Annotated in this window: 28 protein-coding genes, 1 pseudogene and 1 riboswitch; of the genes and pseudogenes, 16 read left to right on the forward strand and 13 right to left on the reverse strand. The window is 67.9% G+C overall.

Features of this window, described 5'->3' with window-relative positions; translation table 11 throughout:
- Positions 1 to 91: 91 nt before the first annotated feature.
- Positions 92 to 559: a thioredoxin-dependent thiol peroxidase gene (bcp, locus tag ACFWHU_RS36780; protein ID WP_385799543.1), complete on the reverse strand. Its 468-nt coding sequence runs from the start codon at positions 557 to 559 to the stop codon at positions 92 to 94.
- A gap of 158 nt (positions 560 to 717) precedes the next feature.
- Between bcp and ACFWHU_RS36785 the strand changes: the two genes are divergently transcribed.
- The 3 genes from ACFWHU_RS36785 (at position 718) to ACFWHU_RS36795 (ending at position 1919) form a co-directional block, all read left to right on the forward strand.
- A complete protein-coding gene (locus ACFWHU_RS36785; RefSeq protein ID WP_387230520.1) occupies positions 718 to 1038 on the forward strand; it encodes a DUF3618 domain-containing protein in 321 nt (106 codons plus the stop codon).
- A 96-nt stretch (positions 1039 to 1134) separates the two neighbouring features.
- Positions 1135 to 1437, forward strand: a complete 303-nt coding sequence (locus tag ACFWHU_RS36790; protein ID WP_189107154.1) for a co-chaperone GroES — start codon at positions 1135 to 1137, stop codon at positions 1435 to 1437.
- Positions 1438 to 1495: 58 nt separating this feature from the next.
- A riboswitch (guanidine-III (ykkC-III) riboswitch) is annotated at positions 1496 to 1567 on the forward strand.
- A gap of 31 nt (positions 1568 to 1598) precedes the next feature.
- The gene (locus ACFWHU_RS36795) at positions 1599 to 1919 is read left to right on the forward strand and encodes a DMT family transporter (RefSeq protein WP_387230522.1); all 321 of its coding nucleotides are present in this window, start codon (positions 1599 to 1601) and stop codon (positions 1917 to 1919) included.
- Between the two features lie 315 nt (positions 1920 to 2234).
- Here ACFWHU_RS36795 and ACFWHU_RS36800 read toward each other — a convergent pair whose 3' ends face one another.
- Positions 2235 to 4691, reverse strand: a complete 2457-nt coding sequence (locus ACFWHU_RS36800) for a transglycosylase domain-containing protein (RefSeq protein ID WP_387230524.1) — start codon at positions 4689 to 4691, stop codon at positions 2235 to 2237.
- 222 nt (positions 4692 to 4913) lie between these two features.
- Between ACFWHU_RS36800 and ACFWHU_RS36805 the strand changes: the two genes are divergently transcribed.
- From ACFWHU_RS36805 to ACFWHU_RS36820, 4 genes are all read left to right on the forward strand, one after another.
- Positions 4914 to 5714 (forward strand): ABC transporter permease, encoded by an 801-nt coding sequence (locus ACFWHU_RS36805; protein WP_387230526.1) that lies wholly within the window; start codon positions 4914 to 4916, stop codon positions 5712 to 5714.
- A 19-nt stretch (positions 5715 to 5733) separates the two neighbouring features.
- Positions 5734 to 6588, forward strand: coding sequence for an ABC transporter permease (locus ACFWHU_RS36810; protein ID WP_387230575.1), 855 nt, complete (start codon positions 5734 to 5736; stop codon positions 6586 to 6588).
- Between the two features lie 72 nt (positions 6589 to 6660).
- Positions 6661 to 7659, forward strand: a complete 999-nt coding sequence (locus tag ACFWHU_RS36815; protein WP_387230577.1) for an ATP-binding cassette domain-containing protein — start codon at positions 6661 to 6663, stop codon at positions 7657 to 7659.
- Positions 7660 to 7737: 78 nt separating this feature from the next.
- The gene (locus tag ACFWHU_RS36820; RefSeq protein WP_385803311.1) at positions 7738 to 8427 is read left to right on the forward strand and encodes a DUF1707 domain-containing protein; all 690 of its coding nucleotides are present in this window, start codon (positions 7738 to 7740) and stop codon (positions 8425 to 8427) included.
- A 118-nt stretch (positions 8428 to 8545) separates the two neighbouring features.
- On the opposite strand, the gene ACFWHU_RS36825 is transcribed toward ACFWHU_RS36820, so the two are convergent.
- Positions 8546 to 9889: an SGNH/GDSL hydrolase family protein gene (locus ACFWHU_RS36825; protein WP_387230528.1), complete on the reverse strand. Its 1344-nt coding sequence runs from the start codon at positions 9887 to 9889 to the stop codon at positions 8546 to 8548.
- A gap of 199 nt (positions 9890 to 10088) precedes the next feature.
- On the opposite strand from ACFWHU_RS36825, the gene ACFWHU_RS36830 reads away from it, so the two are divergent.
- From ACFWHU_RS36830 to ACFWHU_RS36845, 4 genes are all read left to right on the forward strand, one after another.
- On the forward strand, positions 10089 to 11723 hold the full coding sequence (locus tag ACFWHU_RS36830) for a DUF445 domain-containing protein (RefSeq protein ID WP_387230530.1): 1635 nt from the start codon (positions 10089 to 10091) through the stop codon (positions 11721 to 11723).
- A gap of 160 nt (positions 11724 to 11883) precedes the next feature.
- Positions 11884 to 12708 (forward strand): alpha/beta fold hydrolase, encoded by an 825-nt coding sequence (locus ACFWHU_RS36835; protein WP_387230532.1) that lies wholly within the window; start codon positions 11884 to 11886, stop codon positions 12706 to 12708.
- Between the two features lie 99 nt (positions 12709 to 12807).
- Positions 12808 to 13788, forward strand: a complete 981-nt coding sequence (locus ACFWHU_RS36840) for a hypothetical protein (protein ID WP_387230534.1) — start codon at positions 12808 to 12810, stop codon at positions 13786 to 13788.
- A gap of 49 nt (positions 13789 to 13837) precedes the next feature.
- Positions 13838 to 14323 carry a hypothetical protein gene (locus tag ACFWHU_RS36845; protein ID WP_387230536.1) on the forward strand — a complete coding sequence of 162 codons (486 nt, stop codon included), beginning with the start codon at positions 13838 to 13840 and terminating at the stop codon, positions 14321 to 14323.
- Here the strand turns inward: ACFWHU_RS36845 and ACFWHU_RS36850 are convergent.
- The 5 genes from ACFWHU_RS36850 to ACFWHU_RS36870 all read right to left on the reverse strand — a co-directional run bounded on the left by ACFWHU_RS36850 (position 14314) and on the right by ACFWHU_RS36870 (position 16855).
- On the reverse strand, positions 14314 to 14967 hold the full coding sequence (locus tag ACFWHU_RS36850; protein WP_387230538.1) for a class I SAM-dependent methyltransferase: 654 nt from the start codon (positions 14965 to 14967) through the stop codon (positions 14314 to 14316). The two genes, ACFWHU_RS36845 and ACFWHU_RS36850, sit on opposite strands and share 10 nt — an antisense overlap.
- Before the next feature lie 119 nt (positions 14968 to 15086).
- Complete coding sequence (locus tag ACFWHU_RS36855) at positions 15087 to 15299, reverse strand: hypothetical protein (protein ID WP_385803322.1); 213 nt, start codon at positions 15297 to 15299, stop codon at positions 15087 to 15089.
- A gap of 4 nt (positions 15300 to 15303) precedes the next feature.
- Positions 15304 to 15696: a carboxymuconolactone decarboxylase family protein gene (locus ACFWHU_RS36860; RefSeq protein WP_385803324.1), complete on the reverse strand. Its 393-nt coding sequence runs from the start codon at positions 15694 to 15696 to the stop codon at positions 15304 to 15306.
- A gap of 113 nt (positions 15697 to 15809) precedes the next feature.
- Positions 15810 to 16010 carry a DUF397 domain-containing protein gene (locus ACFWHU_RS36865; RefSeq protein WP_385803326.1) on the reverse strand — a complete coding sequence of 67 codons (201 nt, stop codon included), beginning with the start codon at positions 16008 to 16010 and terminating at the stop codon, positions 15810 to 15812.
- Positions 16007 to 16855, reverse strand: coding sequence for a helix-turn-helix domain-containing protein (locus ACFWHU_RS36870; protein WP_387230541.1), 849 nt, complete (start codon positions 16853 to 16855; stop codon positions 16007 to 16009). The genes ACFWHU_RS36865 and ACFWHU_RS36870 overlap by 4 nt, the downstream gene beginning before the upstream one ends.
- A gap of 197 nt (positions 16856 to 17052) precedes the next feature.
- On the opposite strand from ACFWHU_RS36870, the gene ACFWHU_RS36875 reads away from it, so the two are divergent.
- On the forward strand, positions 17053 to 17712 hold the full coding sequence (locus ACFWHU_RS36875) for an ATP-binding protein (protein ID WP_385803330.1): 660 nt from the start codon (positions 17053 to 17055) through the stop codon (positions 17710 to 17712).
- A gap of 66 nt (positions 17713 to 17778) precedes the next feature.
- Positions 17779 to 18249: pseudogene (locus tag ACFWHU_RS36880) on the forward strand (MrcB family domain-containing protein); the annotation flags it as partial.
- A gap of 21 nt (positions 18250 to 18270) precedes the next feature.
- Here the strand turns inward: ACFWHU_RS36880 and ACFWHU_RS36885 are convergent.
- The 5 genes from ACFWHU_RS36885 to ACFWHU_RS36905 all read right to left on the reverse strand — a co-directional run bounded on the left by ACFWHU_RS36885 (position 18271) and on the right by ACFWHU_RS36905 (position 24084).
- Positions 18271 to 18723, reverse strand: a complete 453-nt coding sequence (locus tag ACFWHU_RS36885; RefSeq protein WP_387230581.1) for a hypothetical protein — start codon at positions 18721 to 18723, stop codon at positions 18271 to 18273.
- A gap of 399 nt (positions 18724 to 19122) precedes the next feature.
- A complete protein-coding gene (locus tag ACFWHU_RS36890) occupies positions 19123 to 20073 on the reverse strand; it encodes a hypothetical protein (RefSeq protein ID WP_385803332.1) in 951 nt (316 codons plus the stop codon).
- Complete coding sequence (locus ACFWHU_RS36895; protein WP_385803334.1) at positions 20073 to 21095, reverse strand: DUF262 domain-containing protein; 1023 nt, start codon at positions 21093 to 21095, stop codon at positions 20073 to 20075. Before ACFWHU_RS36895 ends, ACFWHU_RS36890 begins: the two co-directional genes overlap by 1 nt.
- A 494-nt stretch (positions 21096 to 21589) precedes the next feature.
- The gene (locus ACFWHU_RS36900; protein WP_387230543.1) at positions 21590 to 22588 is read right to left on the reverse strand and encodes an SEC-C metal-binding domain-containing protein; all 999 of its coding nucleotides are present in this window, start codon (positions 22586 to 22588) and stop codon (positions 21590 to 21592) included.
- 89 nt (positions 22589 to 22677) lie between these two features.
- The gene (locus ACFWHU_RS36905) at positions 22678 to 24084 is read right to left on the reverse strand and encodes an MFS transporter (protein ID WP_387230545.1); all 1407 of its coding nucleotides are present in this window, start codon (positions 24082 to 24084) and stop codon (positions 22678 to 22680) included.
- Positions 24085 to 24201: 117 nt separating this feature from the next.
- Here ACFWHU_RS36905 and ACFWHU_RS36910 point away from each other — a divergent pair, with 117 nt between their 5' ends.
- The 3 genes from ACFWHU_RS36910 (at position 24202) to ACFWHU_RS36920 (ending at position 26016) form a co-directional block, all read left to right on the forward strand.
- A complete protein-coding gene (locus ACFWHU_RS36910) occupies positions 24202 to 24732 on the forward strand; it encodes a winged helix-turn-helix transcriptional regulator (protein WP_385803339.1) in 531 nt (176 codons plus the stop codon).
- Between the two features lie 63 nt (positions 24733 to 24795).
- Positions 24796 to 25128, forward strand: coding sequence for a DUF6412 domain-containing protein (locus tag ACFWHU_RS36915; RefSeq protein ID WP_385803341.1), 333 nt, complete (start codon positions 24796 to 24798; stop codon positions 25126 to 25128).
- 126 nt (positions 25129 to 25254) lie between these two features.
- Positions 25255 to 26016 (forward strand): YidC/Oxa1 family membrane protein insertase, encoded by a 762-nt coding sequence (locus ACFWHU_RS36920; protein ID WP_385803343.1) that lies wholly within the window; start codon positions 25255 to 25257, stop codon positions 26014 to 26016.
- The last annotated feature ends 12 nt before the right edge of the window (positions 26017 to 26028 follow it).

Below are 26028 nucleotides of genomic sequence, written 5' to 3' on the forward strand. Positions count from 1 at the left end.
CGCCAACGCTCCGCGTTGTCTCCCTCCTCCGCCTTGCGCTCGCACGCACCAGACCCCACTCCCTGATCCGGCCTGATCCAAACGACAGGCCCTAGATGTCGAGATCCTTGATGATCTTCGCGACATGGCCGGTGGCCCGGACGTTGTACAGCGCGCGCTCGACCTTGCCCTCCTCGTCGACGATGACGGTCGAGCGGATGACGCCCGTCACCGTTTTGCCGTAGAGCTTCTTCTCGCCGAAGGCGCCGTACGAGGTGAGGACGGCCTTGTCGGTGTCGCCGACCAGGGTGACCTTCAAGTTCTCCTTGTCGCGGAACTTGGCGAGCTTCTCGGGCTTGTCGGGCGAGACGCCGATGACGTCGTAGCCCGCGCCGGCCAGCACGTCGAGGTTGTCGGTGAAGTCGCAGGCCTGCTTGGTGCATCCGGGGGTAAGCGCTGCCGGGTAGAAGTAGACGATGACCTTGCGTCCCTTGTGGTCGGCGAGCGATACGTCGTTGCCGTCCGCGTCGGGCAGGGTGAAGGCGGGGGCGGTGTCGCCCGGCTGAAGTCGCTCGCTCATGGTTCTCCTCGGTACGGGGGCGGGCAGGGCGCCCAGGTGTATCGGGCCGAGCGTAGTAGGGGCGCCGCGGGGTGCGAGAGCGGCCGAGCTGACAGACTGTCGGTGAAAGCGAAGGATCGAAGGATCAACCAACCGGACACGACGACGGAGGCAGCGCGGTGTCGGATGCCAGGACCCCTGCGCAGATCGAGGCGGACATCGTCCGCAGGCGCGACCAGCTCGCCGAGACGCTCGACGAGATCGGCGTGCGGGTGCACCCGCAGACGATCATGGGCGACGCGAAGGCCCGGTTGGTTTCCCGGGTGGACCAGACCGCGGGCAAGGCGTATGTCGCGGTGAATCGCACGGTGACGGGTGTGAAGCACAAGTTCGTCTCGGACGACGGCGCTCCGCGGCTGGAGCGGCTCGTCCCGATCGCTCTGGTGGTCGTCGGTGTGGTCGGCCTGCTCACGATGTCGGCGCGCCGTCGCCGGCTCTGAGCCGGGGCCCGTCGTGGGGCGGGGGTTCGGGCGGGTAGGTTCGTGGGCGTGAGCGACAACTCCCTCGACACCTCCAATGACAAGCTGCCCATCCGGATGCTGCACGACCGGGTGCTGGTCAGGACCGACATCCCCGAGGGCGAGCGGCGTTCGTCCGGCGGCATCGTCATCCCGGCGACCGCCGCCGTCGGACGGCGCCTCGCCTGGGCCGAGGTGGTCGCGGTGGGCCAGAGCGTGCGGACGGTGGAGCCCGCGGACCGGGTGCTGTACGACCCCGAGGACCGTGCCGAGGTCGAGGTGCGGGGCGTGGCCTACGTGCTCATGCGGGAACGCGACCTGCACGCGGTGGCGGCCGACCGTTTCGAGGGGTCGGAGGACTCCACGGGGCTGTACCTCTAGAGGACCGAACACGGCAGACGGCGGAAGGGCCCGGTGACCATAGTCACCGGGCCCTTCCGCCGTCTCTTTGCTACGTTTGAGGGACCCCGACGAGACGCGCCGTACCGGGTCAATCGAAAGACGACGCACCCCTTGTTCGCGTTTCGCTCGGAGGTGCTGTCATGGCCTGGGTCCTGCTCATAATCGCCGGTCTGCTCGAAGTCGGCTGGTCGATCGGGATGAAGTACACCGAAGGGTTCACCCGGCTGTGGCCGAGCCTGTTCACCGGTGCCGGAATCGTCGTCAGCATGGTGCTGCTCTCGCAGGCCGCCAAGACGCTCCCGATCGGTACGGCGTACGGCGTGTGGGTCGGCATCGGCGCGGCCGGCGCGGCTGTCGTCGGCATGGTGGCACTCGGCGAGCCGGCGACCGCCGCGCGGATCTTCTTCGTCTGTCTGCTGCTGGTGGCCGTGGTGGGCCTGAAGGCGACATCGGGCCACTAGGGCCTGTCGTTTGGATCAGGCCGGATCAGGGAGTGCCCGCCGCGCCGGCGGCTGATGTCCGCGTTGGTGCGTGCGGTCGCAAGGCGGAGGAGGGAGACAACGCGGAGCGTTGGCGACCGACGGCAACGCGGCGGGTGTGCGTGCCAGGGGCCGCGAGCCCGGCAAGATCCGAACGACAGACCCTAGGTCCTGCGCCGGAAACGTTGGCCGGGCAGCGCGGCTCTTGGGCCGAGCCCGGTATCGATCGTCGGGCGGGCCGCCGCGCGGCCCGTCCGGCGATCGAGGGTGAACCGGACCATCGGGGCGGCTCGGGCGTCACTGTCGCGGGCGCAGGGCGCGGGGCGAGCCGTTGCCCGTGCCTCCGTCCGCCGCACCGCCCCCGCTGTCGGCTCCGCCGCCGCCTCCGATGAGCCCGTCGGTCAGACCGTTCGACTGCCCCTGGTCCTGACCCTGCGTCCCCCCGTCGCCCTGGCCCCCGTCCGTACCGCCGCCGTTGGTGCCACCCGGCGTCTGGCCCTGCGACTGGCCCTGGTTCCCACCCGTGTCGGCGCCTTCGTTCTGTCCCTGCGCCGCGCCCGCGTCTTGTCCGGAGGGCCCGCCCGGTGCGTCGGGCTCACCCGATTCGCCGGGGTCCTCCGACTGCCCCGGCGACGACGGCTCTTCGGGCGAGCCCGATTCGTCGTCCGGCGGGGAGATGTCCTCCACACCGTCCTCCAGGGTCAATTCGAACTCCGTGGCCTCGGTGCCTTCGAGGGCCGCCGCCGTGAACTGGCCCCAGATCTGCGCGGGCGGCCCGCCGCCGTTGACGCGGGTCAGACCGAGCGCGCCGTACAGCGGTTTCTGCTGGGCCGTCTTGGGGTCCGCGCCCATGATCGCGACGACGGTCGCGAGGTCGGGCGTGTAGCCGGCGAACCAGGCCGCCTTGTCGTCCTCCGCCGTCCCCGTCTTGCCCGCCGCCGGCCGGTTCGCGGACTGGGCCGCCATGCCCGTGCCGTCCTCCACGACGCTCCGGAGGATCGCCGTGGTGGTGTCGGCGGCCTGGCGGCTGACGGCCTGTCCCGGTTTCCGGCGCGGCAGTTCGACGGTCTTGCCGTCCTTGGTGATCTTCGTGACCATCGTGTACGTGCCGTGCGCGCCGTGGTTGGCGAGCGTCGCGTACGCCTCCGTCATGTCGAGCACGCTCGCGGTGGCCGGGCCGAGGGCGATGGACGGCGACGCGGTGAGGTCGGGGGTGTCGTCGGGGATGCCGAGGTCGACCGCGGTGCTGCGGACCCGCGTGGGGCCGACGTCCTGCGCCATCTGCGCGTACACGGAGTTGACGGACTTGTCGGTGGCCTCGCTGACGGTGACGTCTCCGTAACTGACGTCGTCCTCGTTGGCGGGGTCGTAGCCGGTCGGCCCGTCGGGGCCCTCCACCATGCGTTTGTTGGTGCCGTCGTAGACGGTGTTGGGGGTGATCTGTTCGCCGTCCTGGGTGTGCGAGTCGTGCTCGACGGCGGCGGTGAACACGAACGGCTTGAAGGTGGAGCCGACCTGGTAGTCGCGGCGGGTCGCGTTGTTGACGTACTGCCGGGTGTAGTCGACGCCGCCGTACATGGCGACGACCCCGCCGGTGGCGGGGTCGATGGAGACGCCGCCGACCCGCACGTTGCGGTCGGCCGCGCGTTTGGCGTCGACCTTCGACATGACCTGTTCGTCGACGGATTCGACGAGGGCGTTCTGTTTCGGCCGCTGGAGCGTGGTGGTGATCCGGTAGCCGCCGCTGGCGAGGGTGCTGTCGTCGATGATCTTGTTCTTGGTGAGGTAGTCCTCGACCGCCTGGACGATGTAGCCGCGCTGTCCGGAGAGACCGGTGGACGGCTTGGCCTCGCCGGGCATCGGGAAGGCCAGGGCGCCCCGGTCGGCGGGGGAGAGCCACTTCTCGGTGACCATGCCGTCCAGGACGTAGTTCCAACGGCCCTCCGCGTGCGGCCTGTTCTCCGGGTGCACGGCCACGTCGTACGCGCTGGGCGCGTTGAGCAGCGCGGCCAGGAAGGCGCCCTCGGCGGTGTCGATGTCCTGGATGTCCTTGCCGTAGTAGGCATGCGCGGCGGCCTGGATGCCGTACGCGTTGCGCCCGAAGTAGCTGGTGTTGAGATAGCCCTCCAGGATCTGGGCCTTGCTCTCCTCGCGGTTGAGCTTGATCGCGATGAAGAACTCCTTCCCCTTGCGCACGACGGTCTGTTCCTGGGCGAGGTAGTAGTTCTTCACGTACTGCTGGGTGATGGTGGAGCCGCCCTGCGTGCCCTTGCCGGTCATCGTGTTCCAGGCGGCGCGGGCCATGCCCTGGGGGTCGACGGCGGGTTCGTTGTAGAAGTCCCGGTCCTCGGCGGCCAGTACGGCGCGGCGGACGTGTGACGGGATCTGGGAGAGGGGCACGTTCTCGCGGTTGACCTCGCCGTCGCGTGCGAGCTGGCTGCCGTCCTCGTACAGATACACGTTGGACTGGGCGACGGCCGCGACGTTGGCGGGCGGGATCTTGACGAGGGTGTAGCCGCTGATGAAACCGCCGATGAGGATGAACGCGCAGGTCAGGAACGTGCCGAGCAGCATCCGCCAGGTGGGCAGGATCCGGCGCCAGCCGGTGCGCCTGCGGCGCCCCTTGCGCCCCTTGCGGCCGGCCCCCGGGCGGGCGCCCCTGCCGTCGCGGGCGCCGGGGCCCCCGGCCCCCGTGCCGGAGCCGCGGTCCGTCGGGTCGCGCGGGGACCAGCCCTGCTGCTGCGCGTCGCTCATGTGTACGGAGGCTCCTCGACCGGGTTTCATATCGGGCGTTACGGGTTATTCGGGTGATTCATCTGAGGCACCATGAAACACGGTCGGACCGGCGCGAGGCCGCCGACCGGATAACCGCTCGCGGTGGCTGACCCCCTTGGGCTAGGGTCGTGCGCTTTGGTGCCGTACAGCGGGAACGGCGCGGGGACATCACACGTAACGGGCCTGAGGGGGAGTGCTGACGTGCGTCTGTACGCGGTCGTCGCCGCGGGTGGCTTCCGCCGCCATGCGACATACCGGACCGCCACGGCCGCCGGGGTGTTCACCAACACCGTCTTCGGCTTCATCGTGGCGTACACCTACACTGCCCTCTGGGAACAGCGGCCACAGCTCGGCGGCTACGACCTCTCGCAGGCCCTGACCTACGTATGGCTCGGCCAGGCGCTCCTGATGACCTGCGCCATGATGGGCGGCGGCTTCGAGGACGAGCTGATGGAGCGCATCCGCACCGGCGACATCGCGATCGATCTCTACCGGCCGGCGGATCTCCAACTGTGGTGGCTGGCGAGCGACTTGGGGCGTGCCGCCTTCCATCTGATGGGGCGCGGGATCGTACCGATGGCGCTCGGCGCGCTCGCCTTCGACCTGGCGCTGCCCGACAACCCCCTGACGTGGCTCGCCTTCCTCCTCTCCGTGTTCCTGGGGGTCGTGGTCAGCTTCTCCGTACGCTTCCTGGTCGCCCTGTCGGCCTTCTGGCTGATGGACGGCGCGGGCGTGGGGCAGATCACCTTCCTGGTGGGGCTGTTCTTCTCCGGGATGCTGCTGCCGCTGACGCTCTTCCCCGGTCTGCTCGGCGAGATCGCGAGATCGCTGCCGTGGTCGTCGCTGCTCCAGGTGCCGGCGGACGTCCTCCTCGGCCGTCACACCGGGTGGGGGCTGCTCGGGGCGTTCGCCTTCCAGGCCGGCTGGGCGCTGGCGCTGCTGACGCTCGGGCGGCTGATCCAGTCCGTGGCGACACGACGGGTGGTGGTGCAGGGTGGCTGACGACGGTGTGGGTACGGATGTGGCCGCCCGGAGCGTGGAGACGGCCACCGTTGAGTGGTCGCGCTCGCTCCTGTGGGAGGGGCTGCGCGCGTACGGTCTGATCGTGGCCATGTGGGTGCGGTCGACGATGACCTACCGCGCGTCGTTCGCCATGACGGCCTTCGGGAACTTCGCCGCGACCGCGTTCGACTTCGTCGCGATCCTGCTGATGTTCTCCCACGTCGACCAGCTGGGCGGCTACTCGCTGCCCGAGGTCGCCTTCCTGTACGGCTCCGCGGGCGCGGCCTTCGGCCTGGCCGATCTGTGCATGGGCTCCATGGACCGGCTGGGCCGCCGGGTCAGGGACGGCACCCTGGACACCCTGCTGGTCCGGCCGGTGCCGGTGCTCGCGCAGGTCGCGGCCGACCGCTTCGCGCTGCGGCGGCTGGGCCGCATCACCCAGGGCCTGCTGGTGCTCGGATACGCGCTGACGACACTGGACATCGCCTGGACGCCGCTGAAGATCGCGATGATCCCGATGATGCTGCTCAGCGGCGCGACGATCTTCGCAGCGGTGTTCGTCGCGGGCGCGGCGTTCCAGTTCTGGGCGCAGGACGCGGCCGAGGTGCAGAACTCCTTCACGTACGGCGGCACCACGCTGCTCCAGTACCCGCCGACGGTCTTCGCGAAGGACCTGGTGCGCGGGGTGACGTTCATGGTGCCGCTGGCCTTCGTCAACTGGCTGCCCGCGCTGTACGTGATGGACCGTGAGGATCCGCTGGGGCTGCCGGACTGGGTGGCGTTCCTGCCGCCGCTGGTGGCGGTGGGGTGCTGTGTGCTGGCGGGACTGGCGTGGCGGGTGGGGCTGCGTACGTACCGCAGCACAGGAAGCTGAGGCGAGGGGCGAGGGGCGACGGGCAGCAGGCGCGGGGCGGCACTTCGGACTGGAGAGGGATACGTGAGGGACATGGATTCGGACGGCTCCGGCCTCATCGAACTGGACGGCGTCGAGAAGGTCTTCGACGTCCGGCGAAGGGCGGGCCTGCTGCGCCGCGAGAAGCACCAGGTGCGCGCGGTCGACGGCATCACCTTCCGCGTGGCACGCGGCGAGATGGTCGGCTACATCGGCCCCAACGGCGCCGGCAAGTCCACCACCATCAAGATGCTCACCGGCATCCTGACGCCGAGCGCGGGCCGGCTGCGGGTCGCCGGCATCGACCCGTCGCGGGAGCGTACGACGCTGGCACGCCGGATCGGCGTGGTGTTCGGCCAGCGCACGACCCTGTGGTGGGACCTGCCGCTGATCGACTCCTACCGGCTGGTGCACCGGATGTACCGCATCCCGGACAGGCGGTACCGGGAGAATCTGGAGCGCTGCGTCGAACTGCTCGAACTGGGCGAGCTGTTGGAGGTCCCCGTACGGCAGCTCTCGCTCGGCCAGCGGATGCGCGGCGACATCGCGGCGGCGCTGCTGCACGACCCCGAGGTGCTGTATCTCGACGAGCCGACGATCGGCCTGGACGTGATCTCCAAGGCCAGGGTCCGCGAGTTCCTGCGGGATCTGAACGCGGAGCGCAGTACGACGGTGGTGCTGACCACGCACGACCTCACCGACATCGAGCAGCTCTGCGAGCGGGTCATGGTCATCGACCACGGCCGGCTGATGTACGACGGGGCGCTCGCCGGACTGCACGAGGTGGGCGCGAGCGAGCGGACGCTGGTCGTCGACCTCGAACGGGAGCTGCCGCCGGTCGAGCTGCCGGGGGCGCGGGTGGTGAAGGTGGAGGGGCCGCGCCAGTGGCTGGCCTTCCCGGCGGCGGAGTCGGCTGCGCCGCTGGTGGCGCGGATCGCGGCGGAGTATCCGCTGATGGACCTGTCGGTGCGGGAGCCGGACATCGAGTCCGTCATCGCGAAGATGCTCTCCAGGAGGAAGGTCCCGGAGCCCGCGGAGCGATCGGCGCTGTGAGGGGCGGCGCTGTGGCGGTCTGTGGGGGTACGGGCACAGCCCTGTGACGTCCGACTCACCTTTGACTAGGCTGAGCGTATGACGAGTGAACTTCCCGAGATGCGCGCCTCCGACGCCGAGCGCGAGCGCGTTGCCGAACTGCTGCGCGAGGCCGTGGCCGAGGGGCGCATCGACATGGCGGAGTTCGACACCCGTCTCGACGCGACGTACAAGGCCCGTACGCACGGCGAGTTGGAGCCGCTCGTGCGCGACCTGCCCGCGGTGGGCGCGACGACGACCGGTCTGGCGCGGACCGACGACGGTGACGGGCGCGGGCGGTGGGCGGCGAAGGTCGGCCGGGGCCCCGCGACGTCCAAGTGGGCCCTCGCCATCTGGGGCGGATTCAACCGCAAGGGCTCGTGGACGGTCGGCCCGAAGTTCGTCGCGGCGGTCTGCATGGGCGGTGGCGAGATCGATCTGCGCGAGGCCCAGTTCGAGCAGCGTGACGTGGTCATCCGCTGTTTCACGCTGATGGGCGGTGTCCATGTCACCGTACCGCCGGACATGGATGTCACGGTGCGCGGCTTCGGGATCATGGGCGGCTTCGGGGAGAGCGGCGAGGCGACCGACGTGAGTCCCGGATCGCCTCGGGTGATCATCACCGGGTTCTCGATGATGGGCGGCGTGGGCGTGGAGCGGAAGATGAGGGCGGCGGAGAAGCGCCGTCTCAAGGAGGAGCGCAAGAAGGCGGAGCTGGAGAAGAACAGGCTCCGCAAGGAACTGGACTGAGCGGGCTTCCGAGCCCGTCCGGCGATTGAGGACGAGCGCGGCCCACGAGCCGCGCGACCAGGCTTCGTTCCCGTCCCCCCGCCCCCGTCTCCCATCTGCTGCCTCCGGCCTCCCCGGCTCAGAGCTGGGCGGGCTCCTTGCCGACCAGATCGCCCAGTTTCACGAAGCGCCCCATGGCCCGGTAGCCGGCGTCGCTCGGATGTAGACCGTCGCCGGAGTCGTACTCGGGCCGCAGCCGGTCGGGGGCGTACGGATCGCGCAGCAGCCGGTCGAAGTCGACGGTCCGGTCGAAGACGTCGCCCGACCTGATGGCGTCGTTGACCCGGTCCCGTACGGCTTCCAGCTCGTCGGTGTGGCGCGGGTTGCCGCCGAAGGGCGTGAGCGTCGACCCGACGACCCGCAGCCCCCGGGCGTGCGCCTGCCTGGTGAGGGCCTTCAGACCGGCCGTGATCCGGTCCGGATCCATCTCGTGCGGCTCCCGGATGATGTCGTTGATGCCCAGCTCGACGAAGACGGCCTCGGTGCCCGCCCGGTCCAGGACGTCGCGCCCGAAGCGGGAGACGCCGCTCGGCCCCTTGCCCACGGCGAGGCTCTGCCGCAGGAGCCGGTTGCCGCTGATGCCCGCGTTGAGCACCCCCAGACCGCTGCCGCGCACCCGGTCCGCCAGCGTGTCGGTCCAGCGGCGGTCGGTGTCGTACGAGGAGCCGATGCCGTCCGTGATCGAGTCACCGATGACGACGACCGCGCCCCGCGCCTGCCGGTTGAGCACGTCGACGGCGGTGAGGTAGCGCCAGACCGAGGCGCGCTCGATGTACGCGGTGCCGCTGACGTCCCTCGTACGGTCCCCCAGCGCGGTGTACGAGGTCCGCAGGGCTCGCGGGTGGTAGGTGACGGGGCCGCCGGGCGCCGGCGTGTAGACGGTCACCAGCAGGTCGGTGTCGGGCGCCACCTGGAGCCGTACGGGATCGCTGACGACACGCCCGCCCGGCGGGACGACTACGGACGTCCTCTTACCGAAGGTGACGAGACGCATGGTGCCGACGGCGGCCCCGGCGTCCTCCTTGTGCTCGGCGACGGCGATCGAGGCGCGGCCGATCAGCAGGGCCTCGCGGCTGAAGAGGTTGGAGAGGGTGATGCGGGCGGCGGTGCCGCCGATGCTCGTGTGCACGACGTTACGGATGGAACGGCCGACGTGGCCGTTCGGTACGCCCGGCTCGATCCCGGCCGGCGCGGCGGCCCAGGTCCCGACCCACGCGTCGGCGGACGCGGGCGCGGCGGATCCCACGGACGTACGGCCGCGTCCGCCCGCCCCGTTTCCGGATGCGGCCGCCTGGTCACTGCTGCTCTCGTCGCGGCCCCCGCCGCCGCCCAGCGCGCCGACCCCGACGAATATCGTGGCGCACACCAGCGCCACTACCGCCAGAAGGCCCGCGAGCAGGGCGAATCCCCGTTGTCTGTTCATGTCCCCCGTGTCTCCCTCACCTACGTACAAAGGACATCATCCGGCATGACGCGGGAACTCGGGATGCGCCCCGGGAGTACCAGAGGTAGGGACAATGCGTACGGGTGGGCAAGGGTCCGCCGGCGGGCCGGATTCGGGTACGCGACGAGGGCTCGGTGGGACAGCGGCACGGCGGCACGTATGTGGATGGGTGGACTGAATGGAACGACGCGATCCGGCTGATCCGGACAGGGCGAGAGGTACGGGGGCGGACGCGGACGGGTCGGCGCCCGAGCGGTCCGCGCCCGAGCGGTCCGCGCCCGAACGGTCCGTGCCCGGGGTCGGTGGCGCCGATGCGGACGCGGCGGGGAGTGACGCCGCTCGTACGGAGGGGGCTTCCTCCGAGCCCGCTCGCGCGGGCAGGTCGGCGAAGGCCATCACTTCCCCTCCGGGCCCCGAGCAGGGCTCAGGCTCCTCCGGTACGGGTGCGGGTTCCGGGTCCGGGTCCGGTTCGGGCTCCGGCTCCGGCTCTGGCGGCTCAGGCCCCGGTTCAGGCTCCGGCCCCGGAAAGCGCCCGCCGTTCTCCCCGCTCGGCTCCCTCGGATTCACCGCCGCCGACGAGGAGAAGCGGCGCGGCGTCCGCCGTATGAAGACCACCGCGACCGGCCTGCTGCTGTTCGTCGCGGTCATCTACATCCTCGCCACCTGGGCGGAGAACTCGGGCGTCACCGGCTGGCCCGGCTACGTCGCGGCGGCGGCCGAAGCCGGCATGGTGGGTGCGCTCGCCGACTGGTTCGCCGTCACGGCGCTGTTCCGCCATCCGCTCGGCCTGCCCATCCCGCACACCGCGATCATCCCGAACAAGAAGGACCAACTCGGCGCGTCGCTGGGCTCGTTCGTGGGAGAGAACTTCCTCTCCTCCGACGTCGTACGGACCCGGCTGCGCGGGCTGGGCATCGGCGGCCGGCTCGGCGCCTGGCTCGCCGAGCCCGCCCACGCGGACCGCGTCACCGCCGAACTCTCCACGGCTCTGCGCGGCGCGCTGACCGTCCTGCGGGACAGCGACGTCCAGGCCGTCGTCGGCGAGGCGATCACCCGCCGCGCGGACGCCGCCGAGATCGCCCCCGGCATAGGGAAGATGCTGGCGCGCGTCGTCGACGACGGCGCCCACCACCGCGCCGTCGACCTGATCTGCGCCCGCGGGCACGACTGGCTGGTCGAGCACGGCGATTCGGTCATGGACGCGGTGCAGGGCGGCGCGCCGGGCTGGACACCGCGCTTCGTCGACCGCAGGATCGGCGACCGCGTCTACAAGGAACTGCTGCGCTTCGTCACGGAGATGCGCGACATGCCGACCCACCCGGCGCGCGGCGCGATCGACCGCTTCCTCCGGGACTTCGCCTCCGACCTCCAGTCGGACACGGAGACCCGGGCCCGCGTCGAACGCCTCAAGTCGGACCTGCTGGCCCGCCCCGAGGTGCAGGACATCATCGCGTCGGCGTGGTCCTCCGTACGCGCGATGATCATCGCCGCGGCCGAGGACGACCGCAGCGAACTGCGCCTGCGCGCCCGCGCCTCCCTCCTCTCGCTCGGCGCCCGCCTGGCGACGGACGGCCGGCTCCAGCGGAAGCTGGAGGGCTGGGTGGAGGACGCGGCGGACTACGTCGTGACGACGTACCGGGGCGAGATCACGTCACTGATCTCCGAGACGGTCGCGAGCTGGGACGGCAAGCACACGTCCAAGAAGATCGAGGCGCACATCGGCCGCGATCTCCAGTTCATCCGCATCAACGGCACGGTCGTGGGCGCCCTGGCGGGCCTGCTGATCTACACGATCTCGCACGCGCTGACCTAATGCCCCTCCCGGCGATGTCTGCCGGTCACGGCACTGGGCCGGACAGAGCTGGGTGTGTGAACCGGACCCTGTTTGTCCGGCCCACACACCCAGCAACCATGGGGGAGTGCTCTCTAATACGCACTGTTGTACGGAGGCGTTCAGCGAAGGGGTGAACTTCTTGCCGAGAGCGCGCCACACGACGATCACGACGGGCGACGGCGTACGGCTGGCCTGTACGGAGTACGGGCGGGAGCCCTCCGCGCGACCCACCGAGCCCGCCGTCCCCGTCCTGCTGCTCCACGGCCTCGCGGGCCACACGGCGGAGTGGGACGTACTCGCGGGCCTGCTCGGCCCCGGCCACCGCATGGTCGGTTACGACGCGCGTGGGCACGGCACGAGCGACCGCCTTCCTGAGGATGTGTCGCGCGCCGCGCACGTACGGGACGTCGTAGCCGTCGTCGAGCAACTGGCCCTGGACCGCCCGGTCCTGATCGGCCAGTCCCTCGGCGGGCTCACGGCCCTGCTCACCGCCGCCGCCCACCCGGATCTCGTCCGCGCGCTGGTCCTGGTGGAGGCCGGGCCGAGGGGCCCCGCCCCCGAACTGCCCGGCAAGATCGGGACCTGGCTGGACTCGTGGCCGGTCCCGTTCGCCTCCGCCGACGAGGCGGTGCGCTTCTTCGGCGGCGGTCCGGCGGGCCTGGCCTGGGCGGCGGGCCTGGAGGTCCGTCCCGACGGTCTGTATCCGCGTGTCGACCGGGACGTGATGGTGGGCTGCGTGGCGGAGAGCGCCGTCCGTTCGTTCTGGCGGGAGTGGGACCAGGTGCGCTGCCCGACGCTGGTGGTGCGGGGTGAGGCGGGCGCCATGCCGGCGGCGGAGGCCGAGGAGATGCGGGTACGCCGCCCGGCGGGGACGCGGGTCGCGGCCGTGCCGGGGGCGGGGCACGACGTACACCTGGACGGACCGGCGGAACTGCACGCGCTGATCGCGGAGTTCCTGCACTGAACGGGCTTTGAACGGGCCTTGAACGCGCCCCACACCACACAAAGCAACAACATTCCGCGATTCTCGCTACGCAGAGTCACGAGTGGGCAGAACTCGCCCATGCCGACACCCACGACAGCAGACACCGCGGCCATCGACCGCCTCGCCCGCACGCAGATGCGGCTGGCGACCTCCGGACAACTGCGCGCCACCGGCCTGGCCACCAGCACGGCGGCCCGCCGCTGCGCACCGGGCGGCAGCTGGCAGAGGCTGCTGCCCGGGGTCGTCCTGATACAGACGGGCAAGCCGGACGTCTGGCAACAGCTGCTGGCGGCCGTCCTGTTCGCGGCGCGGGGCGCGTCCGTGATGTCGGGCCGTACGGCCGTCCTGACGGGCGAGGCGGTCCTGGCCATCTACGGCGTACGCGGCGCCCGCGCCGACCGGGCCGACGTCCTGGTCGACGCGGGCCGCCGGCTCCGGGACCGGTCGTACGTCCGCCTCCACCCCACCCGCCGCTGGCCACCGACCCTCCGCGGCGAGGGCATCCCCTGCGTCCGCGCGGTCAGAGCGGCCTCCGACTTCGCCGCGCACGAGCCCTCACCCGACCGCGTCCGCGCGCTCCTGGTGAGCACGGTCCAGAAGGGCCGCTGCCACCCGGACGACCTCCGCGCCGAACTCCACGCGTCCCACGCCCTGCGCAACCCTGCGGTCCGCGCGGTGCTGGACGACCTCCGCGTAGGCATCCGCTCCATCGCCGAGGGCGAGACCCGCGACACCCTGCTGCGCGCCGGCATCCCCGACCCCCTCTGGAACCCCACCCTCCACACCCCGACCGGCAGCTTCCTGGCCCGCCCGGACGCCTACTGGCCCTACGAGGGCGTCGCGCTGGAGGTCGACTCGGCGGAGTACCACCTGGGCATCACGGAATACCGGGCCACCCTCCGCCGCCGCCTCCTTCTGGAAGCCCACGGCGTATCGGTCCTGAGCGTGACCCCGTCCCTGGTCCGCGACCACCCACAGGAACTGATCTCCGCGGTCCTCACCAAACTCCACCTCGCCACCACGGGCCCGACCCGGCCAACAGTCGTTCTCCGCCGCTGAGATGCCGTGATGGCTAAGCTCAACCGGATCGAGCCCGAGGGGGGCCCACATGCTCATAGGCCGAGGTCGCGGCGCCGCCGCACTGGTTGTCTTCCTGGCGGCGACGCTGCTGTCCTGCTCCAGCTCCGAGGACCCACCCCGCAAAGACGCAGGAGCGTCCTCCCCACCCCGGACGGCCCCGGCGGACCCCGCCAACGCCGAACCGACGCCCGACGCCACGACACCCCCGGTCGAGGCGGTCCGCGACGCCTTCGCCACGCTCCAGGCCACGTTGGACGACAACTGCGCCCCGGGCGACTGCGACTACTTCCTCGGCCGCGTCCACGACGAACTGACCGGCCTCGACGCGGCCATGAAGGCGGACCCGAAGGGACCGGGCCACTTCAAGGAGCCCTTGGAACTGACGTCCAAGCTCTGGAAGACCCTGGCCGACGACACATCCACGCCGAACCTGGAAAAACACCGCACGGAACTCATCAGCACCCGCGACAAGATCAACCTCTGGATGCAGGACCACCCGGACGACTACAGCTGACACCTCGCGGCGCGTACGACGAGCGTCCCGATGTGACCGGGCTTCGGAGCATCCAGGACCTCCGCCTCGGCATGCGCGAATCCGCTCCGGCTGAGCAGACTGAGCCACTTTCGAGGTGTGTAGCTGTACCGATAGGTGAACATCGCCTTGCCGGCGAAGCCGCCCTTGTACATCCCTTGAGCTCCGTAGGCTCCGGGGATGGCCGGGGGATGCGAGAAGACGAGAACCCCTCCCGGGTTGAGACGCTGAGCGATCAGGGGAAGCAGCCGTACGGGATCGGCGAACCAGACAGCCCCGAAGATCGAGTAGATGGCGTCATAAGTCTCCGCACTCTCCTGAAGATGATCGAGAGCACCGGCACAGATGAACCGCGCGCCCGTATGCCCCCAGCGCACAGCGACACGCTCGACCATGACGGGGGAGAGATCGACCCCGGTCGCCTTCACACCCCGCTGAGCGAGAAAGGCCACGGCACGCCCCGTGCCACAACCGAGCTCAAGCACGGATTCGGGCTCTCCCAACAACTCAACTCCCGGCCCGTGACCGGCGTACTGAGTCCAGCGAAAGACTGGCTCACCGTCGAGCACATCGCCCTTGGCGCTGCTCTCGGCGTAGGTATTCCACAGCTCACGTTCCACGTCCATGTCGTGCCGTGCTGACAACGTGCTTCCTCGGGTCGGCGGTTGAAATCGCTGCCTGCGCCGACATCAGATGCCGCAGCCACTTTGGCAACGGCACCTGTCACTCGCGGGAGCGCCTGCGCTCAGGCGCCGTCCCCAGGGAACGGCGCTTCACGCAGACGCGCCACTTGGGCGTCGTAGTCATCGAGAATCTGACGGAGATCTTCCAACGTCCCCGGAGGAATCTCGGGTGACGCGGACTCGGCAACCAGCCGCGCGGCGGACACCAGCGCGGCGAGCTCGTAAGCGTGCGCGGTCGCCCGCACGACACCCGGCCGGGCCCACTCAAGACGCATGGTCTCAACCCTTCGAAGCCATGTAGTCCTTCATCTGCCCGAGTTCCTCCGCGAATTGGTCGTAGTTCTGACGGCTACCGTTGAGGTACGCGCTCCAGCCGACGCTGTTCTTCGCGAAGAGGACCGCTTCCTGAATCTCCTCGTCGGTGGCCCCGAACATCTTCGCGGCCTCCGTGTGGAAGAGAGTGCAGTAACGGCACTTCGTCTCAGAGTGCAACGCTATCCCCATCAGCTCCTTGTACTTGTTGGGGATAAGCGTCTCGCCGAGTTCGATCCTCTTGAAGATCTCCCACTCGGCGTCCAGCATCTCCTCGGGTATCTGAGCCAAGAAATGCGGCACGAGACCGAGCGTCTCCTTGATCTCCGACTCGACCTCGCTCCGGCTCCGGCCCGTCATGGCGATCACTCCTCTCAGCCAAGCGAACGGATGTCATCACATCCAGGCTAAAACGTGCCGCATACCACGGCGACCGGAGTCGTGCTTACCGGGAGTGCCGAAGGCGACCTCGGTCAGGAAAGGCGGGACGTACGCAGCGCGCCGACGAAGCCGGCCCACGCGGCGTGCCGTATGGCGATCCGAGGCCCTGCGGGCACCTTCGAGTCACGTACGGCGGTTATACCGGCCAGATCGGCGACCTCGACGCACTCGCCGCCGGCTCCGTTGCTGTAGCTGCTCTTTCGCCACTGAGGTGTGGCGGGGGACGAAGTCATCGGGAGTGCTCCTCCAAGGCTGAACGGATCAATGCGGCTGATCGCTGAGGGCTCAGGGCGAGGGCCCTGAAGTGGTCGAAGGCTTTCGTGTAGATCCGTACGTCCGCTGGGAGTTCGAGGTACACCGAGTCGGTCAGACCCTCTCGATACACCACATCTGGATCCTCCTGCTCAGGAAAGCCAAGGACGGTGAAGGGGCCGGTGGTCGGGTAAGCGCCCGCGTCGTACGGCAGGACCTGCACCGTCACGTTCCGTTGCTGCCCGATATCCAGCATACGTTCGAGCTGGCCTGCCATCACCTGTCTACCGCCAATCACATGCATGAGGGCGCTCTGGTGAATCACCGCCCAGAAGTCGGGAGCTTTGCTCTCCGACAGCAGCTGCTGGCGGCGCATGCGTACGTCGACCTGGCGTGGAATCTCGTCATGGTCCTGGTCGGGCGTTACCCGGCTCAGGGCGGTGGCGTACTCAGGTGTCTGCAACAGACCAGGGATGAACTCACCCTGGTAGGTGTGCAAGTTGCTGGCCGCTTGTTCCAGTCCCACGTACACCGAGAACCACGAGGGCACGGCATCACCGTGCGCGTGCCACCAACCCTTGATCTTCGACTCCTTGGCGAGCCCCTTCAGCAACTCCCGCAGTTCGTCCGACGTCCCGTAGAAGCGGCACAGCGCTTCCACATCCGAGGGCTGCACCCGCCCCTGGCCCGTCTCCATGCGATTGACCTTGGAACCGCTCCAGTCCAGCTCCTTGCCGACCTGGTTGCAGGTCATCCCGCTCTCATCGCGCAACTTCCTGAGCTCGATCGCCAGGCGCCGACGTCGTGCGGTGGGTGATCCGGCCACTTCAACTCCTCTTGAGGTAACGGGGGTTCTATCCCATAGGAAGCGAGCGCTCACGCCAATCACTCGTTCGAGCTAATCCCCTCGTGCACATTGCATGGCGGGATACTCGCTGTCATTCTGTCATGGCGAGTGACGGAACGTCACGACTGGCTCAATCGAGTGCGACGACGTGGGTCGCCGGCGGGAGGAGCAGGGGTATGGCCATCTATCAGGAGAGTGGTTGCGTGCAGCGGCGACCGTGGGAGGTGCCGTTCACGGCGGAGCCGCGCGTGGTCGCCCGAGTGCGCCGGGCGATGCGACTGCATCTCTCGCTGTGGGGCCTGTCGGACCTGGAGGATGTGGCTCAGATCTGCGTATCGGAGCTGGTGGCGAACGTAATCAACCACGTCGGCCCTGGAACTCCGGTCACCCTCGCGGTCTCAACGGACGGCGCCCACCTCCGCATTGAGCTGAGCGACCCGGATACGCGGGCGATGCCCACGCTCCTCGCTCCCACATCCGGCGCTGAGTCGGGGCGGGGCCTGATGATCCTCGATGCGGTGGCCCACCGCTGGGGTGTCATCTCTCGCGCTGACTCGAAGGTGGTGTGGTGTGAGTTGGCCACGGGACTGGAGCTGTCGAACGAGCGCCCGCAGAACCCGCGTGTCGCGCAGGCTGAGATGAGCATCGTCCGTCACGGCTCAGCTCAGAACTCTGAGACGGAAGTGGTGACCCCGCTGTCGGCGGCGGTGGCCGAGAAAGCAGCGATCGACCTGATCGCCGACGTGCTCCACTGGCTCCGCGCCCACGGCTGCGACCCGGACGAAAGCCTGGATCGAGCTCAGACGCGCTTTGAGGCAGAGCTAGAAGCTGGCTAACGGCCCGACTCCCGCAGCGCGTTCAACTAGCAACTCCCAGAGCCTTGCATGCCGTAAATTTGCCGCATGGGGATACGTGACTTGCTGCTAGAGATTGCTCGTACATACGACGCGAGCGAGGGGACAAGGGTGGACGTCGCTGGCCAACGTGTGCTGCGTGAGGTTGAGAGTCGAACTGATCTGCCTCTGCCGACAGCCCTGTTCGCTAAGGGCTATGGGGGCCAAACGAGCGCCGCCGCAACTCCCTGGATTGGAGTGTTCGATCCTGAGATCAACAGTTCCGCTCGCGAAGGGTTGTACCTGGCCTATATCTTCAGCGCCGATCTGCGGACCGTATCGCTCACTCTTCAGCAGGGCATCACTCACCTTGAGCACCGGCTCGGGAAGGGCCAAGCCCGCCAGGATCACCTTCGGCGTCAAGCGACGCGACTGCGTCGGGCTGTGGCTATGCGACGCAGAAACGATTGGGTCGACGAGCCCGAGCTACGGCACGGAGCTGCTCGACCGAAAGCCTATGAAGCCGCGAGTGTGATTGCACGTCGATATGACGTGGCTGATCTACCTCTGGAATCTGTTCTGGGAGACGATCTTGTGTACGCCGCAGACGCGCTCAAGCGCACGTCCGTGGCTGAGCGTCTGTGGTGGTTCGAGGAAGTAGAAAGTCAGCTTGAAGTGAGTTACGCATCTAATGGTCACGTAGAGAGCCCGGAAGATCCGCTTGCCGGATTTCAACCCAAAGATAGCTTTGACTACATCGCGAAAATCGCTGCTAAACAGCAGATAAAGAGACGCCATCATGAGGCACTTATTGCTGCGTTCGGTCTTCATATCGCGTCGCGCGGCTTCGCACCCACTACCAGATTGATGCACCCGAGAGACCTCGTTCTGCGTCGTCAGAACGAAGAACGAGGTGCTGGCGATGAGTGGCTCGTTGAGGCGAAGGTTGTTCGTGATGGTAACCCCACCGACGCGGTTCGTCATGCCGTTGGTCAGCTCTTCGAGTACAGTCATTTCCTGTACCGAGAGCGAGGCCGTCCCGAACCTCACCTCATAGGTCTTTTCACTGAAGATGTAGGTGTCTACTCGGGTTATTTGGAACAGCGGGGGATCGCGTCGATATGGCAGACCCGGAGTGGTTGGGATGGATCACCCTCTGCTAATAGGTGGGGAATGGTCGGGTAGGTTTTCTAGGAAGTTTGCTTGCGTGTGTAATGAGCGAGATTGAGGATCAATACGCTCTCACCTTCCAGCGTTGCAGCCGTAGGGACCCTTCATCGAAGTCCCTGTCGACCCTGAGCGGCTACTAGCGATAGTGCCCTGGCCGTAGGCCGAGAGGCAGGCCGGGCGAACGCAAATCAAGCGCCGACAGGTGGGCACGTCGCCGAGGCTGGGTAACGGGAACTCACGCGGTCACGAAAGCATTACTCGCTTTTGTGTAGGCCACTTGCCGGCCTCGGTCACCATATCTTCGAGTTCGCTAGAGATTAGGAGCTTGCGACTTTTTATTCCCCGCAACAGGTTGTCAAATCGCTCCCGCAACAAGATGCCGACGATCTTGTCTATCGGATTAAGAGACAGAGCGCCGACGAGGTCCGAATGGGACTTTGCCATTTCAGTAAGCTCGTCGACGCTGACACCAGCGGCCACAATCAATCCCTCGATGGTGATAGCGAAACGCCTCATATCGGTGGGAAGTTGCTCTGGCTGCCACAGTCCCTGTGCGGCGTCAATAATAGCGTTTCGCCTATCGAAAAGTTCATATGTGGGATCCTCGTGTACTTGGGCCACGTTGGAAATGTTGGCGAGCACGTCGTCAACGATTTCTAGCAATCCGCGCAAGCGACCATCCAGTCGAGCTTCTCTCCAAGAGAACCGAGCGCCTTTGTAGATGACATCGTGCGTCGACTCTTGCAATGCGTGCTGTATGTAGGTTGTGAGTTGCAATTCAATCTTTACATCCGACAGCTCTGGATGCCGCTCCACGTAGTCCAGAGGAAACCCAACAATCAAATGGGGTTGCTGATACCTGAAATCGTTAGGTTTTCCGGCCTGCACGTTCTTGGTCTCAAATGTCGGAAATTTATCCTCGATAGAGTCAATGGCGGAGGCAATATCCGAAGGGTGAAGGAATACGGCGCGAGCTGCCACAAGGTCCTCTACGTCCCAGATTCGCTCGTAATCACCCTTCTGCAATTTGGCAAATATTGAGTCCGCTGCTTTGACGCGTACCTGTATAGTTACAGGTCGGAATTCATGCAGATCTGCTTTAAGGCGTGCTTCTAGCCATTCAGCGCCAACTTCCAGAGACTGCTCGATTTCGCTATACGTTCCTCGAAAGGAGGCAGACACGACGGCACGCATTAGAGTCCTGCCAGTACGTCGCGAAGTACCTTGGCTCGAGATTCTCTATTGGCTTTCTTGTTGGATCCCTGCACGGCGGCGATCCTATACTGCACAGAGCGTCGCGTTTTTTGATCTTCGATCTCGGCCGCGAATTTTTCCAAACGAGCGCCAGCTTCGTCTGGCTGCGGCAGTTCACCATCGTGATGCAGATCACCAATTGCAGCCCACAGGGAGTAGAAGTCGGCCACGTTGGAAAAACGGCTACCTCGAAGAGGGCTCGATGAATTAACGTCCCTCAAATAATCTTGAACGGCGATGAAGTGCTCATCTGAGTCTGTCTCGTTCTTGATTTCCCTGTCATTCTCTGCGTAATAGTCATCGAGATAGTCTTTACCCTCCTTAATTCCATCCATCGAAATTATATACATTTCGGACACGTATTCTACGTCCTGCATGCGACGGGTACGTGCAGGTGTAACGAGGCCGATTTCCGTCCAAAAAGGGTGCTCGGCCAACTGCTCAACTTTGCGAATGAATGCGCCATCAAACTTGGCGTGACGCAACTCCTGCTTGTTGAGCCGTGCAACATTTCTATTGAGTCTGTCAAAAGCGTCGTTCAACTCGGCGACTGAAGCTCCCCTAATATTTTCAACATTGAAAACGTAGTCAAGAAGTGCAAGCCTCACCTCTTCCGGAAGCTCGGAATAGTACTTATTTCCGAGATCTAGATCATTCAAATCCTCGGCTGTGGTGAACTCATCTCTTTGGAACTCGAAAAGTGCGCTCAGTCGTTGCTTGCCATCGATCACGCGGTAGGTCATAGGGCGATCGACCGAGACATCAACCTGGAGGAAAATGGTAGGCGCTGGATAGTTTCGGATCAACGAGTCGATGAAGAACTGTTTGTAAGTCAAGTTCCAAACGCTGCGCCTCTGATATGGCGGGTTCAAGTCGAGTCGACCGGAGGATTGCAGGTCGAGAAACCAACCGGCAGCTTGCGTGGTGGTGGAGCGTTTGAACTGTGCCGAAGAATTAGTCACTTAATCAGCTTTCCCTAGGAGGTAGTTGAGCTATTGTCACTTGATCGGTTGAATGGAGCATACTGGGATTCGCGTGGCTACGTACCTGAATGCATTGATCTGGTCCAAGGCTGAAGCAACTGGTCAGCTAGTTGCTAGCTGCAGTGCTCGGTGTCTCGTGCATGCGCACCGGACGCGGTCGTATGGGCAGGTCAGGCGCCCGGCCCATCACGGGTTTTCTGTCGAGACGCTCACGTTCATAGGTCGGTCGCCTGACCTGGCACGGATAGTTCCATCACGGGGGACGTGAGTCGGGCCAACAGTGACGGCGTTGACTGACGTTCATGCCTGGGTTAACCCGATCGAAGCTAAGGCACTGGCGACCAGTCTCGGTTGCGGCTTCTTGCTTGAGGGTCGAGGCCATCTTCTGCCGGGTGTGGCCCCGGATCCCTCCCGTGTGTGTGCTTCCAGGACGTCTCGCCGCCACCATTTGCAGTGCGGTCCCAGCAAAGAGGTCAACCCACCCCGTGGCAGTCCCTGTACGCCACCCCCGAGCCGCACCAGCACGAGGCGTTGCGGGCCGGGGGCCAGGAGGTGGCGCGGCCGCGGGCGGCCAGGGTCGTGGCGTACTGGGGGAGCAGGTTCGGGTCCGAGGGGGAGGTGCCCTCGGAGGCGGCGAAGGCCTCGTAGGAGGGGACCGTGCCCGTCACGATGCCCAGGTTCGGGGTGCCCGTGGCGGCGAGTTCGCGTAGGGCCGACTCCAGTTGGGCGAGGTGCGCCTCGCGGGAGGGGTACTCGGTGCGCAGGCCCGGGTACGCCGTGAGGAGTTCGGTCAGTTCCGCGGCCGGCCAGTGCAGGACCGCGACCGGGAACGGGCGGGAGAGGGCCGAGCGGTACGAGCCCAACTCGGCGCGCAGGCGCGCGATCTCGGCCTGGAGTTCGGCCGGGTTGTCCGAGCCGAGGGCCCAGATGCGCTTGGGGTCGTGGAGTTCGTCGAGGGGGACGGTCGTCTTGTTCACCTGGTCGCCGAGGGCGTCCCAGTCGTCGTGCTCCAGCCCCAGCAGTCGGCGCAGGCGGTGGCGGCCGAGGAGGAGGGAGCCCGCGGAGTACGGGACCTCCTCGCCCGGGGTCAGGAGCAGGTTCAGGGCTGTGGTGTAGGAGTCGTGGGCCGCTTCGAGTTCGTCGTGGGCCTCCAGCGTCTCCGCCACGATCTCCCACGGCGCCGGCTCCAGCGGTTCGGCGATGCGCAGGCCCTCGATGATCGCGCGGGCCTCCGCCTCGTGGCCGTACTCCCAGAGGTTCGCGGCCTTGAGCGCTTTCACCAGGTGGGGGTGGTCCGGGGCGCCGGTGAGGAGGTCGTCGTAGAGGCCGGTGGCGCGGTCGCGGGCGCCGGCCAGTTCCAGGTGGGCCGCGGCCTGGAGCAGCAGGGGTTCGCGGTCCTCGGGGTACTGGGCAGCTGTGCGCAGGAGGCGCTCGGCTTCAGAAGTGTGATCGGCAGGGATGTCGGGGCGCATGGTCCACACCGTACTGCTGTACGTCCGTCGGGGCGGCGGGTGTTCGAGACAGAGGTGAGGGCGGGCCCCGGCCGTACGTAAGCGGTCGCTCAGCTCCGCGCCGCCGTCCTGTCGCGCAGCGCCAGTACGAGCGCCGCCCCGAGCACCGTCACCCCCGCCGACACCAGGATCGCCAGGTCCGTGCCGTGCTCCGGGGTGTCCGCCGAGGTCGCCACCGCGATCATCAGGGCGACTCCGGCCGCCGAGCCGATGTAGCGGGCCGTGTTGTTCGCGCCCGAGCCCATCGCCGCGCGTTCCTGGGGGACGGACTCGACGGACAGACGGGGCAGGGCGGCGTTCAGCAGGCCGCTGCCCACGCCCGCGACGAAGAGTCCCGGCACCAGCCGCTCCCACGACCCGGCGCCCACCGCGCCGAGCATGGACAGGGCACCCGCCGCGTGCAGGGCGAAGCCCAGTGCGAGCTGGTGGCGGGCGGCCACGCGGCCCGCGAGGCGGCGGGCCTGGAGGGCGACCAGGAAGGCCGTGCCCGACCAGAGCACGAACAGCCAGGCCGCGCCCATCGGGGAGATGCCGAGCGTCCGCTGGAGCAGCGCGGGCAGGTAGCTGAACAGCCCGATCACCGCCAGCCCCGTGAACAGCGCGCCGGACGTCGCCGCCTGGAACGGCCGCCGGCCCACCAGCCGCGGATCGATCAGCGGGGCGCCGCCGCGCCGCTCCACGGCGGCGAAGACGCCGGTCAGTACGGCGGCGGCCACCAGCAGCAGGACGACGGGCGTACGCAGCCATCCGTCGCGGCCCAGCGTCAGGGCGCTGAGCAGCGCGGTCATGGCCAGGGAGAGTACGACCGCGCCCGCCAGGTCGGGTCGGCCGCCGCGTGGCGCGCGGGATTCGCCGAGCGTACGGAAGGCGGGGACGGCGATGACGAGCGCGGCCACCGCGAGAGCGACGTACGGCAGCCGCCAGCCGTACGTGCCCAGTCCGCCGGCGAGCAGCGGTCCCGCGGCGATTCCCGCGCTGACGAACGCGCCCCAGACGCCGGTCGCCCTGATGCGGCCGGGGCCCGGCGGGAAGGCGTGTACGAGCAGTCCGAGGCTGCTGGCGATGATCGCGGCGCTGGAGGCGCCCTGCGCGATACGGGCGAGGGTGAAGGTGAGCGTGGAGCCGGCGAGTGCGCCGAGTCCGGTGGTGAGGGCGAGGCCGAGGGTGCCCGCGAGGAAGAGTCTGCGGCGGCCGTAGTCGTCGGCGAGGCTGCCCGCGACGAGCAGCAGGGCGGCGAGGCCGAGCGGGGCGCCGTTGAGGAGCCAGGCCTGCGCCGATATCGCGGTGCCGAATTCGGCGGTCAGATCCGGGAGCGCGAGCATCGGGACGGTGTAGTTCATGAGCGCGACGGTCGTGGCCGCGCTGGTGACCGCGAGCGTGGCCCCGGCGCGGTGGCGAGCGCCGGAAGCGCGGGCGGGGGAGGCCGCTGGGCTCGCGGAGACGGGTGCTGGGGACATGGCGGGGCGACACCCTTCGGGTTCGATGGCCAGGGTTCGGTGAATGAACCCAGGGGTGGACCCGACCGTAGCATGGTGGGTTCATTCATTGAACCTGGATTTTGTTAAGGTGCTCCCATGGCCCTCGGCAAGGACTACTCCACCCAGCAGTGCTCGATCGCCCGCGCGCTGGAGGTCGTCGGCGAGCGCTGGACACTGCTCGTCGTACGCGACGCCTTCTACGGAGTACGCCGCTACAACGACTTCCTCACCCACCTCGGCGTCCCCCGAGCCGTCCTCGCCACCCGCCTCAAGAGCCTGGAGAGTGCCGGCGTCCTGGAGAAGCGGCGCTACCAGCAGTCGCCGCCGCGCGACGAGTACGTCCTGACCGAGCGCGGCCTCGCGCTCTGGCCCGTACTGCGCTCCCTCGGCCTCTGGGGCCGCGAACACATCGAAGGCGTCCTCCCGATGCGGGTGTTCACGCACGCCGCCTGCGGGACCGAACTCGGCTCCTACGGAGAGTGCCCGGCCTGCGGCACCGCCGTACCGCCGCACGACGTGGAGATGCTGCCGGGGCGCGGACTCGATCCGGACCCTGACAATCCGGTGAGCCGGGCGCTGCTCGCGCCCCGACGCCTGCTTCTGCCCGTCGAAACGGATCGTGTATAACGGCTGGAGGGCCCCGAAGCCCCGAGAAGACCGCCGGCACGACAGCGAGGAGGGGAACAGGCCATGATCCGACGCGCCCTACGACGCGCCACCCGGCTGCCCCGCCCCGCCGCCCCGCTGTTCTTCCTGTTCTTCGGCCTCGCCCAGATCCTCCTCGTCGACGCCGGCAGCCTCTCCGCCGCCGTCGCACTCGCCGCGACCGCCGCGGCCTCCACCGCGTTCGCCGCCTCCGCCGTCATCTCGGCCCGGTGCGCGCCCGCCGTGCCGCCCACCCGGGTCCGTACGGCGATCCGCGACCGCGAGCAACGAACGGCCTTCCTGCCGCAGCGAGATCCCGACGCCCGAGGCCGCACCAGGCCCCGAGCGCCCGGTCGTCCCGTCCTGACGACCGCGTAGGGCCTTCGCCACCCCATCTCCTGAGCGATCGACCCCCACGCGGGTCGTCATGCCGAACCGCGCCGCGCCCAAGCACCCGCGCCGCGCCTTCCTTCCGGCACGACGAGACCCTCGGAGGGCTCACCCATGTCCGTCTTCCTGTCCGGCTTCGCCTCCTTGGTCGGGCACTTCGCCGACCTGCTCCAGCCCCTCTTCCAGGGCGGCGCGACCGCCGTGGCGATCATCCTGTTCACCGCCTGTGTCCGGCTCGCGGTCCACCCGCTCTCCCGCGCCGCGGCCCGGGGCCAGAAGGCCCGCACCAAGCTCTCGCCGCAGATCGCCGCCCTGCGCAAGAAGCACTCCAAGAACCCCGAACGCCTCCAGAAGGCGATCATGGAGCTGCACAAGAAGGAGAAGGTCTCCCCGCTCGCGGGCTGCCTGCCCAGCCTGCTCCAGATCCCCGCGTTCTTCCTGATGTACCACCTCTTCTCCAGCCGGGAGATCGGCGGCCGGCCGAACGAACTGCTCGGCCACTCCCTGGGCGCCGCGCCGCTCGGCGACCGCTGGAAGGACGCGCTCGCCGACGGCGGGATCTTCGGGGGAGCGGGCCTGGTGTACGTCGCGCTGTTCGCGATCGTCGTGGCCGTCGCCACCTTCAACTACCGGCGTACGAAGCAGCAGATGGCCGCCATGCCGATGCCGACGGCAGGGGCGGACGGGCAGCAGATGCCCGGGATGGGGGCCATGACCAAACTGATGCCGCTGATGTCCTTCGCGACGCTCATCACGGTGGGCGTGGTACCGCTGGCCGCCGCGCTGTACGTAGTGACGAGCACCACCTGGACCGCCGTGGAACGGGCCTACCTGTACCGGGATGTTCCGGCGGGGGCGCTGGCCACCGCGGCGTGACGCGGGCGTGGA

Source organism: Streptomyces sp. NPDC060366, assembly GCF_042725135.1.
GTDB lineage: Bacteria > Actinomycetota > Actinomycetes > Streptomycetales > Streptomycetaceae > Streptomyces.